18 protein-coding genes, 2 pseudogenes and 1 riboswitch are annotated in these 15,275 nt (G+C 34.4%); of the genes and pseudogenes, 9 read left to right on the plus strand and 11 right to left on the minus strand.

Going from position 1 to position 15,275, the window contains the following annotated elements:
• The 5 genes and pseudogenes from N518_RS17280 to N518_RS0113960 all read left to right on the plus strand — a co-directional run.
• Positions 1-377: pseudogene (locus tag N518_RS17280) on the plus strand (type IV secretory system conjugative DNA transfer family protein); the annotation flags it as partial.
• 10 nt (positions 378-387) lie between these two features.
• On the plus strand, positions 388-669 hold the full coding sequence (locus N518_RS0113945) for a hypothetical protein (RefSeq protein WP_026444415.1): 282 nt from the start codon (positions 388-390) through the stop codon (positions 667-669).
• Positions 670-679: 10 nt separating this feature from the next.
• Entirely contained in the window at positions 680-1,969 is a 1,290-nt protein-coding gene (locus N518_RS0113950; RefSeq protein WP_026444416.1) for an LPD7 domain-containing protein, read from the plus strand.
• Positions 1,970-2,395: 426 nt separating this feature from the next.
• Positions 2,396-2,782 (plus strand): hypothetical protein, encoded by a 387-nt coding sequence (locus N518_RS0113955; RefSeq protein WP_026444417.1) that lies wholly within the window; start codon positions 2,396-2,398, stop codon positions 2,780-2,782.
• A 10-nt stretch (positions 2,783-2,792) separates the two neighbouring features.
• Complete coding sequence (locus N518_RS0113960; protein WP_026444418.1) at positions 2,793-3,017, plus strand: hypothetical protein; 225 nt, start codon at positions 2,793-2,795, stop codon at positions 3,015-3,017.
• Between the two features lie 191 nt (positions 3,018-3,208).
• On the opposite strand, the gene N518_RS0113965 is transcribed toward N518_RS0113960, so the two are convergent.
• Both N518_RS0113965 and N518_RS17135 read right to left on the minus strand, forming a co-directional pair.
• Positions 3,209-3,661, minus strand: a complete 453-nt coding sequence (locus N518_RS0113965) for a BLUF domain-containing protein (protein WP_026444419.1) — start codon at positions 3,659-3,661, stop codon at positions 3,209-3,211.
• Positions 3,662-3,720: 59 nt separating this feature from the next.
• Positions 3,721-3,813: pseudogene (locus N518_RS17135) on the minus strand (IS5/IS1182 family transposase); the annotation flags it as partial.
• Between the two features lie 387 nt (positions 3,814-4,200).
• On the opposite strand from N518_RS17135, the gene N518_RS0113970 reads away from it, so the two are divergent.
• Entirely contained in the window at positions 4,201-4,965 is a 765-nt protein-coding gene (locus tag N518_RS0113970; RefSeq protein ID WP_026444420.1) for an AraC family transcriptional regulator, read from the plus strand.
• A gap of 107 nt (positions 4,966-5,072) precedes the next feature.
• A complete protein-coding gene (gene leuA, locus N518_RS0113975) occupies positions 5,073-6,770 on the plus strand; it encodes a 2-isopropylmalate synthase (protein ID WP_026444421.1) in 1,698 nt (565 codons plus the stop codon).
• Between the two features lie 353 nt (positions 6,771-7,123).
• On the opposite strand, the gene N518_RS0113980 is transcribed toward leuA, so the two are convergent.
• Complete coding sequence (locus tag N518_RS0113980) at positions 7,124-7,456, minus strand: hypothetical protein (RefSeq protein ID WP_004282109.1); 333 nt, start codon at positions 7,454-7,456, stop codon at positions 7,124-7,126.
• Between the two features lie 243 nt (positions 7,457-7,699).
• Here N518_RS0113980 and N518_RS0113985 point away from each other — a divergent pair, with 243 nt between their 5' ends.
• Positions 7,700-8,311 (plus strand): recombinase family protein, encoded by a 612-nt coding sequence (locus N518_RS0113985; RefSeq protein WP_004811709.1) that lies wholly within the window; start codon positions 7,700-7,702, stop codon positions 8,309-8,311.
• Positions 8,312-8,857: 546 nt separating this feature from the next.
• Here the strand turns inward: N518_RS0113985 and chrA are convergent.
• Both chrA and N518_RS0114000 read right to left on the minus strand, forming a co-directional pair.
• Positions 8,858-10,207 carry a chromate efflux transporter gene (chrA, locus tag N518_RS0113995; RefSeq protein WP_026444422.1) on the minus strand — a complete coding sequence of 450 codons (1,350 nt, stop codon included), beginning with the start codon at positions 10,205-10,207 and terminating at the stop codon, positions 8,858-8,860.
• Positions 10,204-11,130 (minus strand): chromate resistance protein ChrB domain-containing protein, encoded by a 927-nt coding sequence (locus N518_RS0114000; protein ID WP_026055779.1) that lies wholly within the window; start codon positions 11,128-11,130, stop codon positions 10,204-10,206. The genes chrA and N518_RS0114000 overlap by 4 nt, the downstream gene beginning before the upstream one ends.
• Before the next feature lie 190 nt (positions 11,131-11,320).
• On the opposite strand from N518_RS0114000, the gene N518_RS0114005 reads away from it, so the two are divergent.
• Positions 11,321-11,671 carry a DUF3147 family protein gene (locus tag N518_RS0114005; RefSeq protein WP_004644745.1) on the plus strand — a complete coding sequence of 117 codons (351 nt, stop codon included), beginning with the start codon at positions 11,321-11,323 and terminating at the stop codon, positions 11,669-11,671.
• Positions 11,672-11,833: 162 nt separating this feature from the next.
• Here N518_RS0114005 and N518_RS0114010 read toward each other — a convergent pair whose 3' ends face one another.
• The 6 genes from N518_RS0114010 to N518_RS17320 form a co-directional block, all read right to left on the minus strand.
• Positions 11,834-12,979, minus strand: coding sequence for a DUF1624 domain-containing protein (locus N518_RS0114010; RefSeq protein ID WP_026444423.1), 1,146 nt, complete (start codon positions 12,977-12,979; stop codon positions 11,834-11,836).
• Between the two features lie 186 nt (positions 12,980-13,165).
• Positions 13,166-13,471: a helix-turn-helix domain-containing protein gene (locus tag N518_RS0114015; protein ID WP_026444424.1), complete on the minus strand. Its 306-nt coding sequence runs from the start codon at positions 13,469-13,471 to the stop codon at positions 13,166-13,168.
• Positions 13,455-13,775: a hypothetical protein gene (locus tag N518_RS0114020; RefSeq protein ID WP_005020911.1), complete on the minus strand. Its 321-nt coding sequence runs from the start codon at positions 13,773-13,775 to the stop codon at positions 13,455-13,457. Before N518_RS0114020 ends, N518_RS0114015 begins: the two co-directional genes overlap by 17 nt.
• A 147-nt stretch (positions 13,776-13,922) precedes the next feature.
• Positions 13,923-14,447, minus strand: coding sequence for an inorganic diphosphatase (gene ppa / locus N518_RS0114025; RefSeq protein ID WP_026444425.1), 525 nt, complete (start codon positions 14,445-14,447; stop codon positions 13,923-13,925).
• Between the two features lie 26 nt (positions 14,448-14,473).
• A complete protein-coding gene (gene crcB / locus N518_RS0114030) occupies positions 14,474-14,854 on the minus strand; it encodes a fluoride efflux transporter CrcB (RefSeq protein ID WP_026444426.1) in 381 nt (126 codons plus the stop codon).
• A 116-nt stretch (positions 14,855-14,970) separates the two neighbouring features.
• A riboswitch (Fluoride riboswitch) is annotated at positions 14,971-15,038 on the minus strand.
• A 42-nt stretch (positions 15,039-15,080) separates the two neighbouring features.
• On the minus strand, positions 15,081-15,275 hold a 195-nt coding region (locus N518_RS17320; protein WP_212771474.1), incomplete at its 5' end, for a hypothetical protein.

Here is a 15,275-nt window from a genome sequence, read left to right on the forward strand (position 1 = left end):
AAATAGAAAACCTTGTTGCAGTAGATGAACCAGATCCTCTGGCCATGATTGCAGAAATGGAAAATCTGGTTGCAGTAGATGAACCAGAACAAATGGAAAACCTTGTTTCAGCAGATGAATCAGATCCTCTAACCATGATTGCAGAATTGGAAAACCTAGAGGACAGCCTATTTGTACTTGGTGTCACTAAATTTAGTCATGACGAAGCCAAACAAATTGTTGATACGGTTTTTAATTGTGCTGAATCTGAATTTGCAGTTGATGAAGATCAACAAGACAACCTAAATGCAGTCAATAAAGGTCAAAAGGGATCTATAGAAAATTCAGATATTGATGACGTTTATCAGGCGTTTTCAGACCAAGTTAATTCTAAATAAGGAAACTATCATGAAAAAAATCTCTCTTACATTAATCAGCCTCGCCCTATCTTTTTCAGTTGTGGGCTGTACTTCAAATAAAGCCGTGACCAGTCCTAATGGCTTTTCATCTAAAGCAGTTAATCATCCTGACACTGTAAAAAACTATATGCAAAGCATAGTTGTATATCAGCAAAATAAAGATTTAAGCACTGAAACTGAAAGACAAATTGCACTTCTAACAGACAAATATATTCAAACCAAAATGATTATTGACGAAGCAGCACGTCGCCAAAATATTTCTAATCAATAAGGACTTGATCATGACTGAAGCAAACAAGGTCGATAAACCTAGTTTTAATAAAGAACAAACCGGCTATACCAAACTTGGCCAGACGTTAGAAACAAATCAAGCTGAAGTCAATTCGATTGAAAAAGCTGAAAATATAGATATTTCAAAAAGCACAAAAGGTATTAATCAAGATCCTGAAGAAACTAAAGTAACTGATACCAAAAAGCTAAAAGCTGATGACAGTAAAGAACCTAGTGAAGAAGGCATACCTAAAGCATTGCTCAATAAATATTATGTGGTAGATGACAAATATCACTTTAAAGGTAATCCTGAAAAAGTAGCTTTTGAAGATTCTGGAAAAGCTTTAAAAACCACAATTGATGATAAACATATTGCTGCTTCAATGGTGGAGGTAGCAAAAGCTAAAAAATGGGAAACAATACAGGTTAAAGGCTCTGAAGAATTTAAACGGAATGTATGGCTTGAAGCTTCAATGAAGGGCATGACAGTAAAGGGTTATGAACCTCGTGATATTGACCTAGCCTTGCTCAATGACATGAAAAAAGAACAAGGTAAAGAGGTAATTCCCAATACTATTGAAAAGGGTAATGAACGCCAGAAAGAGAAGCCTTTAAATGAGAAGGATAAAGTAGATCCAACACAGGAACGGAAGGAAAAAATTAATAACCTGTCAGAACAGGAAAAAGCTTTACTGACAGTTTTTGATAAAAAAATGAAAGCTGACGGCTTCACAGAAAAGCAGCGCACAGCCAGTATAGACGTTGCGGTTGAACAGCTTAATCAGAAAAAAATGCACGTTGGAAAATTAGTAGATCATGGTGCAGCACCTTATGAGCATGATCCTAAGAATAACAGTAGCTACTACGCCACTATTGAAAATAGTAAAGGTGAAAAAAATACAATCTGGGCGAAGGATCTGGAACGTACTTTGAAAGAACAAAATATCATTAAGAATGATGATATTGTCCTGACCTATAAAGGATCTAACAAAGTCGAAGTGAATACTAAAGAAATTGATCCTAAAACTGGACTGCCAACAGGCGCAAGAGTTCAAACATTGGCAAATAAAGGGAAGTGGGAAGCTCAAAGCTTGAGTAAATTGAAAGAAACAACTGAAAAAGCTTTAACCAAAAATGATAAAACTAAGCTTCAGATTCAACATAATGCCGATATTCAAAATCAGAAATTTCATAAGCCAAAATTAACGGCTTATGATGCCAATGCTCCAAAACAGCAGCCAGTACAGCAGCCACAAGTTAAAACTCAAGAGAGAAACAAAAATAAAGATATATCTCGATAATCTAGGCCACGAAAACACCCATTAAGGGTGTTTTTTTTATATCCCGCTACTAGATCAAATAGGAGCAGTTTATTTTCTGCGGTCGCCATTTAAAAAGCACAGCTTTTTAAAGCTCACTTGAAAATCAACGGTAATCAGGGAAGGGGAAATTTAACTGATTGCGTCAGTTCGCAAAGTAGACACTTTGCTCTGATATATCTGCTATGGATCTGGATTAGATAGGTAATATAGATGCCTGGATAAACGCTGCAGCTTGCAGCTTTTATCCAAGCATCGGGATTAGACGTTTTAGAGATTATGGACCAGACAATAACATTGGCAGTCCATAATCTACTAAAACCAATAGAAGGTTAAACTTTGGATATTGCTTGTATTGTCCACCTGTGGACTATATAATCAAATTTATCAAATTATGGACGGTATATAATGACAAATGCAGATTTTAAACTGCTAGTTGAATCATTGGGGTTCTATAACCCTGAAGCGGTAAAGGATTATTTCAAAGCTATAGGATTCAATGAATCTATTAACGTCCGACCAATTCAATATTGGTTAAATGGTAAGAGTGTAGCTCTAAATATGCCAATTCCAGACGATGTGGTTGAGCATTTTAAACAGCTTGAACAAATGAAAATTGAGTTATCAAGCCAAGAAAAATTTAAGAAAAATACCTTTCTCTACAAAGATAAATATTTAATGTGGGAAAAATTCCCTGAATTAAATGGGCTACCTTGTACGTACTTAAATCAATTAATGATTCTGGTGAATATGCTGCATGGTTATAGAGAAATGCAGTATTGCACAAGTTACTAAGGATCATAGAATGAAAAATCAGGATCTTTCTATTGTCGAGTTGGTTAGTAAACGCAATAAAATTGTCTATACGATTTGTGGATTATTAGTCTTACTGACAGCCTTATCTTTTGCCAGATACTTTCTAAATTTTAGTATCCTTTATCTTTTAATTTTGCTTATCCCATTCTTTGCGCTTATGTACTGGATGATACAAGTCACTGAAGATATAAAAGAAAAAAAGGATTCTTTATAAAGGTATCCTTTTTCATTTTTCTGTATCGCTTAGTATAAATAGTTGTCAAAAACTACCAAAGTAGCTTAAATTTCGCATAAGAGATTTTATGTTAAATGCATGATCAAAAGACTTAATTCATAAGTCTTTTGAAAGCACTTTATTATATTAATTTTATTCTAAATAATTTTTGTACTGGTTAAGTTAAAGCTTTACTTTTTTAAAGCTTTACTTTTTAAGATAGAAAAGCTATCTCCATGTGTGCTTAACAGCTCTATAAAAGCTGGAATAGTAGAGCTATTCAGTAAATAAGGATTAAATTCATCATTATGATAATGCTTAAAGAAATCAATAACTTCTTTATGAATCATGGCATATTTCATATGCCATGCAGAAAATAAATATTTTTCGATATTTTCGAAAGATAAAACTTCACAGTTTTTATGACGTGGATCTTTTAAAATTTTTTCATAAAATAGATATTCTACTTTATCTTTCTGACCTTCTACGCATTGAATAAAGTAATCGTTTCCATAATAAAGAACACCATAAATTTCATTTAGGCTATTAAAAGCTACGGCTTCTGTCAAAATATCATATAGATCATTTATCGGATTAATATTACTTTTGATCTTACTTACATATAGTAGTCTAAAGTCATTCATAGCTTTTGCCTTAATGAAAATTTTAAAAATTTTTAATACGATTAGGGTCTGTTGACATTTCAAGTATAGAATTTACCCGATAAAGGTAGCCAAATAAATATACAAGCTAATGCAACTGCCCCCTCATAGCTACACTTTAGCTTATCATATCGTAAAATTCACTTATCCTGGATAGCCGCAAAGGGCCGAGTTTTATGTGAGCCAAAGCGTACAAAATAGCCTAAATTTTATCCCCAGCAATTGGGGATAGTTTTGGAACCTGGATCCGCATGGAATGGGCACTGATTGCCGAATTGATCATTTATTAATCAAATTTCTTGGCAAAATGTTACAGATACGCTTAAAAACTCACCAACTTATTACAAAAGCCAATTTTTGTGCGTTTTGTGATCAGGTTGAAATTTTCAAGTTATTGATTTTTAAATTAATATACAAGTGTACTTCGTATAACCGCCATTATGTTAAATGGGAATTACCCTTAATGATTTATTCTTTATCAATCATATAAAATACTTCCTCAAGCTTAAGAGATATTTATAGTGCATTACTCTCATGGTCAGCTCAATTATCCAGTTTATGCTTATGCACAATCGTATGCTGATGGATATGTAGAGGGGACTCATCAACATGACAGAATCCAGTTACTACATACTCTCTCTGGAGTCATTCATGTTCGAACATCAGAAGGAATATGGGTCATCCCTCCATCTAAAGGTATTTGGATACCTCAAAACAAAAAACATTCAATCAAGATATTTGGTAATGTGGAGGCTCGAGGAATATTTGTTGATCCCTTTGCCCGTGCTGATTTCAATACGCAATGTAGTGTTATTGCTATTCCAAAACTTCTGTCAGAACTTATTAATCAGGCTGTACAGATAAAAGAAGAAGTCTTACCTCACACTAGAAACGAACGGCTTTTGGAACTCATATTAGATGAATTACGCTTTTTAGAAGAAATTCCATTCCGTTTGCCGGAACCAAAGTCAGAGATACTCAAAGAAATTTGTGAAAATATCAAAATTGATCTCTCCAAAACCAACCATTTAGAGATAGTTGCCGGACAGCATGCCTTAAGCTCTAAAACACTTTCAAGGCTTTTCCAAAAAGAACTCAATATGAATTTTAGTGTATGGCTGAAGCAAGCAAAATTGCTACAAGCCTTAACTGATTTGGAAATGAGAAAGCCGATACTCAATATTGCTTTAGATTTAGGCTATGAGAGCCCCAGTGCTTTTTCCTATATGTTTAAAAGACAAATGGGCATGACACCTACAGAATATATGAAGAAAAAATCAGATTAGATTCAGATTAGATAATGTCTTTTTATCGATAGTATTTGTCTTTAAGTCGAAAGAAAGACAAAAAGTGATGCTTCATGATGATGTGATTCAAACAATAGGAGCACATCATGTTAAGCCACCCTCAAAACAAATATCGCCCATTTGAATTTTTAGATTTTTCAGAGAGAACTTGGCCAAGTCAAAAAATTACGACTGCTCCTGTTTGGTGTTCTACTGATTTAAGAGATGGAAATCAGGCATTGGCGAATCCTATGGATCATCATAGAAAGCTAAAATTTTTCCAGTTACTGGTGGAATGTGGGTTAAAACAGATTGAAGTTGCATTTCCAGCTGCATCAGAAACGGATTTTAATTTTGTACGATACCTTATTGAAAATAACCAAATACCAAATGATGTTTGTATTCAAGTCATGACCCAAGCCAGATCCGACTTAATTGAAAGAACCTTTGAGTCTTTAACTGGAGTAAAGCAAGCGATTGTTCATGTTTACAATGCCACGGCAGAAGTCTTCCGTAGAATCGTATTTCAAAAGACTAAACAGGAAGTGATCGAGTTAGCCCTTGCATCAACCAAGCAGGTTAAATCCTTATGTGAACAGTATCCAGAAACAAAATGGACGTATGAATATTCTCCAGAGACTTTTTGCTTTACCGAGATTGAATTCGCTCTAGAAATTTGTGAAGCAGTCGCTCAAGTATGGGATCCGAGTCCTGAGAATCCAATGATTATTAACTTGCCCACGACTGTCGAGGTGAGCACTCCTAATATTTTTGCTGATCAAATTGAATACTTCTGTAAACATTTCTCTAGAAGAAATCAGGTCTGTATTAGTGTGCATCCACATAATGATAGAGGGACAGGCGTTGCTACAGCTGAACTTGCATTACTCGCAGGTGCAGACCGTGTTGAGGGTTGTCTATTTGGTAATGGTGAACGTACAGGAAATGTAGATCTTGTGAACATTGCTTTGAATATGTACACACAAGGTGTTTCACCCGAACTTGATTTTTCCGATATTAAAAAAGTGGCTGAAATCGTGAAAGAATGTAATGAACTTCCTATTCATCCACGGCATCCTTATGTCGGTGAGTTGGTTTTTACTGCTTTTTCAGGTAGCCATCAGGATGCGATTAAAAAAGGTTTTCAAGCCAGAAGTACCCAAGATCATTCATTTTGGGAAGTTCCTTATTTGCCTATAGATCCAGTTGATTTAGGATGCAGTTATGAGGCAGTCATTCGTGTCAATAGTCAGTCGGGTAAAAGCGGTGCTGCATGGATATTACAGCAGAATCATGGCATAGATTTACCACCAAATTTACAAAAAGATTTTAGCCAAATCGTGCAAAAGCTGACAGATAATAATCAGAAAGAATTATCCCATGCTGAAATTTGGACAGTATTTAGAGAAGAATATGGAATCAGCGTGGAGGGCTGTGATTTTAAACTTGTAAATTATCAATCAAGTAAAAAAGATGATATTTATGAAGTTAAAATATCTATTGAGTTAAAAGATGAGATTATCAATCTTGTAGGTTGTGGAAATGGGTTGTTATCTGCATCAGTCAATGCTTTAAATATGAAATGGCCTTGTAAAATAACGATTGCTGAGTATTCAGAACATACTTTAGGAAAGCAGAGTAGTAGTCGGTCTATTAGTTATATTCGTTGTATAGACTCTAGAGGGCATGCGTATTGGGGAATAGCAATTGATACCGATATTGCTACAGCATCTATTCAAGCACTATTGAATGCGTTTTCTAAGTCGTACAAATTTAATTATTTAGAAAGTCTACAATTAACATAATACACGTTATACGAAATGCCCTTGATCAAGGGCATTTTTAGCCGCTACTTAACGTAGAATATCTTATGCAAAGTGAAAAACGACGGTCTATTGTCCTCGTTTCATATAACATTCATTATTTCAACTGAGGATAAAAAAGCTTTAAAACGATCTTTTTTGAGAAAGGAACAAGAAACAAAAGACATGGATAAGCAATAATCCAATTAATCATCTATTGTGAAAAAACAATTGATAATAAAAATTTATCTTCATTTAAAGCTCCTAGAATAGCGTTAATGCCACTCATAAAGAATGAGACAAAAAGGGGAATCAAAAACCCCTGTAATGATAGCTTGTTCATTGATTATTAAGATTTAAAATATTCTTGAACTTTTAAAATATTTTTTTGAAATATTATTAAGAGTTTCTAATATAAGATTAGAATCTTGACTGATTAGAGCAATATTAAGTTCAGACATATAATCAATTAATTGGCTTTTTGCTTTTTTTGCAAATTCAGGAGTAACTTCTTGATCTTCGTACAATAAGACGTAGTTCTTCGCAAACCCATAAATAAGAAATAAGGCCGAATTATCTAAATTATTATTGTTGCCAATTTCTTGCTCACATAAAATTTTTAACTGCTTGAAAGCATCTGTTCCATTTGGTAAAGCTTTAAAGTTTTCAAATATAAATTGGAATTTCATTTTGGGGACTCACTTAAAAAGAAACTCTACAGCTTTAGTCACTCCCAATCAATATCTAATTTTTCCAAAATTAATATGATACGTATTATACGAACTCCCAAAGCATGGCTTTCAGTCATGCTTTTTCTATCAAAAGAGTATAGCTGAATGATAGCGAGCCAAATCGCATACAATATCTATCATTAGACTTAATGCAATAATTAAATGATGTTGTTATCATTAATCTAATAGAATTAAGATTAAATGATAGAAATGAATACACGTATTTATCTACGAGCTTCAACTAAAGATCAAGATGCAAAAAGGGCTTTGCAGATTCTTCAGGATCTAAACCAAAACTTGAATTTGGGTGAAACCATTGTGTACGTGGAAAACTATAGTGGTACGAAGTTAGACCGACCTGAATTGAATAAGCTGCTGTCAGAAGCAAATCAAGGTGACACCTTGTTAGTTGAAAGTATTGACCGCTTATCACGCCTAACCCAACGAGATTTTCAAGAGCTGAAGCGCAGGATTCAGGAGAAAGGACTTCGATTAATTGTGGCAGATCTTCCTACTACCTACCAAATGATTCAAACCAGTGACACCATTACTCATTCAATCCTAGAACTCATTAATAATATGTTGATTGATCTCCTGGCAACAATGGCTCGCCTAGACAATGAGAAACGTATAGAACGTATTAAGCAGGGCCTGGCACGTTCGGGTTACAAGCCAACAGGTAAGAAAGCCAATGAGGCTAAGCACAAACGAATAAAAGAATTACTAGCAGCTGGCAATATGACTAAGGAAGAAATTGCCAAAGCAGTGAATTGTGGAGTTGCAACTGTTTATCGAGTTGCTAAAGTCATTTAAAAAGGCTTGTATCAGTGCTTCCCTTATGTCATATCTATTTACAAAGGAACAAGGCATTCTTAAAGATCAAAAGAAGGGATTAATGATGAAAAAGCATTTGATTTTCCTTGTTTTTATAGTGATGGTTTTTATTTTAGCTCTAGTTGTAAAGATTAATAATGATCATAAAAAACGGCAAGCATTAAACAAATTGGAACTAGTTGAAAAGCAAATCCATTAGGTATATGAATATTAAGATAAATAAAAAGCCCTATAGTCTCTCCCGTTACTATAAGGCTTATAAAACGCTGTAATTTTTTTCTTAATTACCTACTTTTCGATGTAAGTTATGAATATATTTTACCTATTGGTAAAAATAAAGATATAAGACAAAAGATGAATACGTTAGGAATTCCGCGTAAAAACTACTAATTTCGTATAACCGCCATTATGTTAAATGGGGAGTGATTTAGTGGAATATTCTTTAATTTTTTATATGAAAGAAGATACCTTGAATCGTGTCAAAAGAAGCATAGATTTTTTATCCATACCTCTAGTGTTCATTCTTTATAGTAAAATTTTAATCGTTAAACCCACTAAAGCAGAACCGATGATGACTCTGAGCACACTTTGATTAAATTTAAATAATGCGACTACAGCTAAAATTGCAATAATGGCAGAGATATAATCAAAATTCCCTTCAAAACCCTGTGGCCAAAGCACGTGGTAACATAAAAAGAGTGCCAAATTTAAAATTACGCCCACCACGGCAGCGGTAATGACGGTTAAAGGGGCAGTAAATTTAATTTGATTGTGTGTGGACTCTATAACAGGTGCTCCGGCTAAGATAAAGAAAAATGAGAAAATAAAAGTAAACCACGTGACGATGATTGCACCTAATGCACCTGCAATAAATTGATGTTCAGCACCCAACAGCGAATGGTTATAAGCTGCTAAGAAGCCGACAAAAGCCACCACCATGATCAATGGGCCGGGAGTACTTTCACCTAGGGCTAAACCATCGATCATTTGAGTTGGGGTGAGCCAGTGATAAAAACCGACAGCGCCTTGATAAACGTAAGGCAGAACAGCATAAGCACCACCAAATGTCAGAAGTGCAGCTTTAGTAAAGAACCAAGCCAGTTGAGTATAAGAATGACTCCATCCCAAAACTGCTGTTAAAGAGATGAGTGGAATTGCCCATAAAAGTGCTGAAATTACAGTTATTTTGATCAGATGAGACCATTTAAAAACAGCATGTTCAGGTGTAGGGGTATCATCATCAATAATTGCACGTCCATAGGATTTTTGACTGGACTGATGTGCATTTAGCTTAAATAAATCAGGATACTTTTTACCGACCAAATAACCCGATATCGCTGCACATAAAACGATTAAAGGGAAAGGAATATTAAAAATAAATATTGCAAGAAAAGCGATAACTGCAATCGCCCATAGAAATTTATTCTTTAATGAACGACTGCCAATACGATACGTGGCATGAAATACAATTGCGGCAACTGCGGGCTTAATGCCATAAAACAAACCGGCAATGATCGGGACGTCGCCATATTTCACATAGACCCAAGACAGCCCAATGAGGATAAAAAGAGAAGGTAGAACAAATAAAACCCCTGCAACGATGCCACCTTTGGTTTTATGCATTAACCAGCCAATATAAGTTGCAAGTTGTTGAGCTTCGGGGCCGGGTAAGAGCATGCAATAATTCAATGCGTGCATAAAACGCTGTTCTGAAATCCATTTTTTTTCTTCAACTAACTCTTGGTGCATAACAGCGATTTGCCCGGCAGGGCCACCAAAGCTAATGAATCCCAGTTTTAACCAAAATTTGAATGCTTGCCAAAAGCTGATAGATTCAATTTCTGTTTCATCTATTAAAGATGGCTTATTATTCATGTTAAATTCCTTTGAAAGTCTGCATATAAGCCATCAAAAATATGGTTTGAAAGATGGAGTAATTGATCATCATCTGTGATCGTGCTTCTTAAGCCTTGCAAGATTTTTTCAATGCCTAAGGCTTCGGCAGGCTCATTTCCCCCAACATCTAAAAAATGAACAATTTCAGCGATTTTATTTAAAGCAGGGTTTTGTAATTCAAAGCTATGCATTAACACTTCAAAAGTGACTAGATGATTGATATGGGTAAATTGGGCATCATCAAAATCAAAACCTAAGGTATCTTTGGGGCAATCATTGGGATGCTCTAACCAAATAAATTTTGCCTGAGGGTCTACAAATTTCTGAATGATCCATGCCGATGCCAAACGGTCAACCCAAGGACGCTTTCTGGTTGCCCAGATTTTATTTTGAAAATCTTGCTTGCATAGGACTTTTAATTGCTGTTCAAAATTATTGGGTTCATCGTATTCACCTAACCGGGCAATAACTTGTTCTAATCGGGTGAGTTCATTCAGTGTTTTGCTTTGATGAGTATTTGGGAAAAAATCTATTTCTATCAGTGAATTGAGGTTTTTTCTTAATTTTCGAATCTGTTTGAGATGTTCTTTTTTCTTATTTTCCTCAAGCGTATTTTGTATTTGTGAAATTTCAGTTCTCAGTTCTTCATATTCTCCAGTTCTGTCGAAAAGTTGAGCAAGGTCTAAATGTGCAGGAGGTTCAGTCTGAAAGATATAGGCATGCCCATGTTCATTAAGATGATCATGAACAACAGACTCGAATTTTTCAGAATGTGCTTCGGGTAAGAGGTAAACACCATCTCTTAAAGTTGCTGCACCATTTGACTTTAATGAACGCCAAATTCGCATTCTTGCGGTTGTGCTTTGACTGGGAAGTGATGAGATCAGTAATGATATTTTCATGTTATAAAATCAACAAATTTTGTTTATCTTATAACAATTTTAAAGGATTAAAAATAGTTTTCCTTTAATAAGAATATATGTAAAAGTCATAAAAGATTTTTCTATCCTTTAATAGTAAATTCAACAGATGCTTATAACTTAGCAGTTTGTAAAATAGAACTTTATAAATCTATTCATCTAGGAAATGCACATGGTCTGGCTTATTGCTAAGTACGCTCTAACTGCTGGAATGGTCATACTTATTTCAGAAGTTGCTAAACGTAGTGACCGTCTAGGCGGATTGATTGCAGCCTTGCCTATCGTAACGATACTTGTGCTGATATGGATGAAACTTGAGAATCAAGACCCGCAGAAAATTTCAAATCATGCTTGGTATACCTTTTGGTATGTAGTACCGACATTACCTATGTTTTTAGCATTCCCAATACTTTATCAGCGTTATGGATTTTGGCTATCTCTAGCCATTTGCTACGTAATGACCATTCTTCTTTTTCTTGCATGGGCAGCTATATTGCACCATTTCGGTATTGATTTGCTATAAATGAACTAGGGGCATGAATGTTAGTTTTTCTAAAATTAACATAATACACCTTATACGAAGTCAAAAATGGGAGCTTTAAGCTCCCATTTTGAGCAGATTTATCACTTATAAAATGGGTTTGAGTGGTCTAATTAATGGAACCACATTAATTTATAAGTTAACTTATAAATATTTAAGCAATTTTATTTGCTTATTTTTATGCTTAAAATTTGAGAATTTAAGCATTAATGGATAAAGCAATATACTTAGCATAATTGTTATAAACCATAAACTTATTACAGTATTTACTCCAAAATATGCACCTTGATTTGTTCCCCATATCCCTACAGAAATTGCATATAATGCTTTAAGAAGAAATAAATGTACGATATAGAAAAACATAGGTACTGAACCAAATACTATTAAGGGTTTAACCCATTTCTTATCTTCAACTTTATTTAACAATGCTAGAAGAATAAATCCAATTCCTACATTAAAAAGTGTAAATAGCAATGATGGTGGATATTTAGTTAGGTTGAAAAAACTCATCCCTGTTTCAAGAAAATTCTGTTGAACAGTCCATTCCTGATCACCATATAGATTTATTAGTCTTAAAATAAAAAATAGACCAATACTCAATATACCTGTAGTAAGTAAAGCTATATTGCGACGATGATTGTTTTTACTAGCATCAAATATATAACCGCCAATACAATATCCTAGTGTGATAATACCAATCCACGGTAAGACTGGATAAGAGGTTCTTAGACGAATTTCACCTAGCTCAATCCAACCTCTCTCATATAAAACAAACCAAAAATTCTGAAGAATAGGAATATTTGAAAAAGAAACTTGCTCTAATAAATTATGTCCAAAGATGATAATTAAACTGATTGACCAAAGCCATTTTTTGGATATATTTATCAACAATGATAAAGCAACCATACTTAGTCCAATAGCCCAGATCACTTGTAAATAAATAACATCTGGTGGAAATCTACCTGTCCAAGCAAAATTAATGATCACTAATTCAAGAAATATAAGGAATAGCCCTCGTTTTAGTAAAAATTCCCTTGTCATTGTTAAGCTATTATATTTACTCTGATATAAATACGCTGACAGTCCAGTTAAAACAACAAAAACAGGTGCACATAAATGAGCTAAAGTTCTGCTAAAAAAAAGGAATCCTTCAGTATCAGGTATAAGCATTGGATCTGTGACTTGATGATGTAAGTAAAATGTTTCTCTAACATGGTCTAACATCATAATTAGAATTACTAAACCTCTTAAAGCATCTATTGCTTGTAACCGATCAAACGTACGAGTCATGATGAGTAATAATTTAAAAATAAATGTAATGTTATATCATTTCAAAGTATAATTAAAATTAATCATGGCACTTAATTTGACTAAGTGTAATTTGACTAAGTGTAGTTTTCCTAAAATTAACATAATACGCGTTATACGAATCTAAAAATGGGAGCCTAAGCTCCCATTTTTACTATATTTTTTTAATTAGCTAAGAGCTTCTCTAACAAAAGAAGGATCTTTGATAAACAGCTTAATTAAGGATTGTGCAGCTTTAGATGGTTTACGTACACCTTGTTCCCAACTTTCCAAAGTACGCACAGATACACCTAAAGTTTCGGCAAATTCACGTTGGCTTAACTCTGATTTTTGGCGAGCTAAAGCGACATCAGTTTGAGTAATGGTATAAGTTTTGACTGGAGCATTGGCAAGCATTTCATCTACTGCCATAAGTAATTCAGCACCAATATCTCGTTCAGCATCACGGCTTACAATATCATTTGAGTGATTCATTTAACTTCTCCACTAAAGCACGTAGTACTTTTTTATCGAGTTGATCAACAGCAGATTTCCCATAAATGGTAAGTAACCATATTTGTCCGTTAGCTAGACGGTTGTAATAGATTACTCTGACTCCACCGCTTTTACCTGTCTTACCAGATCCCCAACGAACTTTACGTATTCCTCCTGAGTTAGGTTCTACATCACCAACTTCAGGATTGGAAGCAAGAAAAATTTTAAACTCGTTGTATTCTTTTTCTGTCCAATAGTCTGAATAAAACTTACTGAACAAAGATGTTTCGCATATTGTATACATCAAGCTTCCATACTATCTACTACTATGTAGTAATTTTATTATACTACATAGTAGTACTTTATCAATGTTTTTTCTCAAATTTCGTATAACAGCCATTATGTTAAATGGACAAAAAAGACCTCAGATTTGAGGCCCTTTGTATCTAAATTATTTATATGCTTGGATAGATTTTAGAATCTCTTGTCTGGCTTCTTCTATCTTGCCCCAGCCATTAAATTTCATCCATTTACCTTTTTCCAAGTCCTTGTAATGTTCAAAGAAATGTTTCATTTGATCTAATTGAAGCTGAGGAAGGTCGCTCAGATCTTTAACATTGTTATATAGAGGTGTGAGCTTAGAATGAGGTACAGCAATGATCTTTGCATCAATCCCGGCTTCATCTTCCATATACATAACTCCAATAGGGCGGCTTCGAATTACTGAGCCTACAGCAACCGCATGTGGAGCTATTACAAATACATCTAATGGATCACCATCCTCGCTTAATGTTTGAGGGATATAACCGTAATTAGAAGGATAAGACATTGCTGTACTTAGGAAACGATCAACTAATAATGCATCATATTCTTTATTCACTTCATACTTGATGGGTTTAGCATTTGCCGGAATTTCGATGATGCTATTAAAGTCATCTGGCGGATTAATACCTGCTTTAACATTTTTAAAACTCATTGTTTTACCTTCTAATATTTGGATTATTAATGATTTGTGAAAAATTGATAGGAAAGTATTCCTAGTACAGTAAAGATCAGTGAACCAATTACATGAATGGCTATTGTTGAGATAGCATATTCAAGCTTTGAAGCTTGTAGAAACTCAACAATTTCAACTGAAAATGTTGAAAATGTCGTTAAAGCACCGCAGAAGCCTGTCACAACAAATAATTTGTAATTAGGACTAATTGAGCTATTTGAAAAAAAGGATACAGCTAATCCGATAATAAAAGCACCAGTTAAGTTAACAATCACTGTTCCAAAGGGGATATTTTCAAAGACTCTATTAAATCTCAGACTGATGCCCCAACGAAGCCAGGCACCGATTACAGAACCGAGAGCAATTGATAAAAGAGAAAGATACATGTCTGCTCCTAGTTATGAGCAGCAAAAGATATATAAATAAAGAATTTTATGACGGGAAAACATAGCGTAGCTCCATTTTGTAAAAGCAGAGCACGCACCTACGTACCCTGCTTGAGGGAAACGTAGGTATCATCAGCCAGAATTGGCGGTTTGTAGAAGGAGGATAGCCATCTCCTTTAATTGCTATTATCAAAAAAATGATTAAATAATTCAACAGCCTTGATTATTAAATTACGTAATTTTGAAGCTTCTTTTCTTTAGTTGAGTAAAACTTGATTTTTTTACTTCTGCTATAATGTTTTTGGAAAGGGTGTCCAGCTAAGCTGAGGCAGGTGTTTGTTGTAGTCGGGCCGCTACAATATTGATGAAGAGCACCTGTATGTTTAATTTCAAGATTTTTAATAAAGTCTCTACGGAAGTA

This window comes from Acinetobacter sp. UNC436CL71CviS28, from assembly GCF_000620525.1.
Taxonomy (GTDB): Bacteria; Pseudomonadota; Gammaproteobacteria; order Pseudomonadales; family Moraxellaceae; genus Acinetobacter; species Acinetobacter radioresistens.

Excerpts from the sequence above, each read along its gene's own strand:
- N518_RS0113945 (WP_026444415.1), top strand. The coding sequence starts at position 388 with ATGAAAAAAATCTCTCTTACATTAATCAGCCTCGCCCTATCTTTTTCA.
- N518_RS0114020 (WP_005020911.1), bottom strand. The coding sequence starts at position 13,775 with ATGTATACAATATGCGAAACATCTTTGTTCAGTAAGTTTTATTCAGAC.
- N518_RS0114010 (WP_026444423.1), bottom strand. The coding sequence starts at position 12,979 with ATGACTCGTACGTTTGATCGGTTACAAGCAATAGATGCTTTAAGAGGT.
- N518_RS0114000 (WP_026055779.1), bottom strand. The coding sequence starts at position 11,130 with ATGAAAATATCATTACTGATCTCATCACTTCCCAGTCAAAGCACAACC.
- N518_RS0113950 (WP_026444416.1), top strand. The coding sequence starts at position 680 with ATGACTGAAGCAAACAAGGTCGATAAACCTAGTTTTAATAAAGAACAA.
- N518_RS0113980 (WP_004282109.1), bottom strand. The coding sequence starts at position 7,456 with ATGAAATTCCAATTTATATTTGAAAACTTTAAAGCTTTACCAAATGGA.
- chrA (WP_026444422.1), bottom strand. The coding sequence starts at position 10,207 with ATGAATAATAAGCCATCTTTAATAGATGAAACAGAAATTGAATCTATC.
- N518_RS0113985 (WP_004811709.1), top strand. The coding sequence starts at position 7,700 with ATGATAGAAATGAATACACGTATTTATCTACGAGCTTCAACTAAAGAT.
- N518_RS0113955 (WP_026444417.1), top strand. The coding sequence starts at position 2,396 with ATGACAAATGCAGATTTTAAACTGCTAGTTGAATCATTGGGGTTCTAT.
- crcB (WP_026444426.1), bottom strand. The coding sequence starts at position 14,854 with ATGTATCTTTCTCTTTTATCAATTGCTCTCGGTTCTGTAATCGGTGCC.
- leuA (WP_026444421.1), top strand. The coding sequence starts at position 5,073 with ATGTTAAGCCACCCTCAAAACAAATATCGCCCATTTGAATTTTTAGAT.
- N518_RS0113965 (WP_026444419.1), bottom strand. The coding sequence starts at position 3,661 with ATGAATGACTTTAGACTACTATATGTAAGTAAGATCAAAAGTAATATT.
- ppa (WP_026444425.1), bottom strand. The coding sequence starts at position 14,447 with ATGAGTTTTAAAAATGTTAAAGCAGGTATTAATCCGCCAGATGACTTT.
- N518_RS0114015 (WP_026444424.1), bottom strand. The coding sequence starts at position 13,471 with ATGAATCACTCAAATGATATTGTAAGCCGTGATGCTGAACGAGATATT.
- N518_RS0114005 (WP_004644745.1), top strand. The coding sequence starts at position 11,321 with ATGGTCTGGCTTATTGCTAAGTACGCTCTAACTGCTGGAATGGTCATA.
- N518_RS0113960 (WP_026444418.1), top strand. The coding sequence starts at position 2,793 with ATGAAAAATCAGGATCTTTCTATTGTCGAGTTGGTTAGTAAACGCAAT.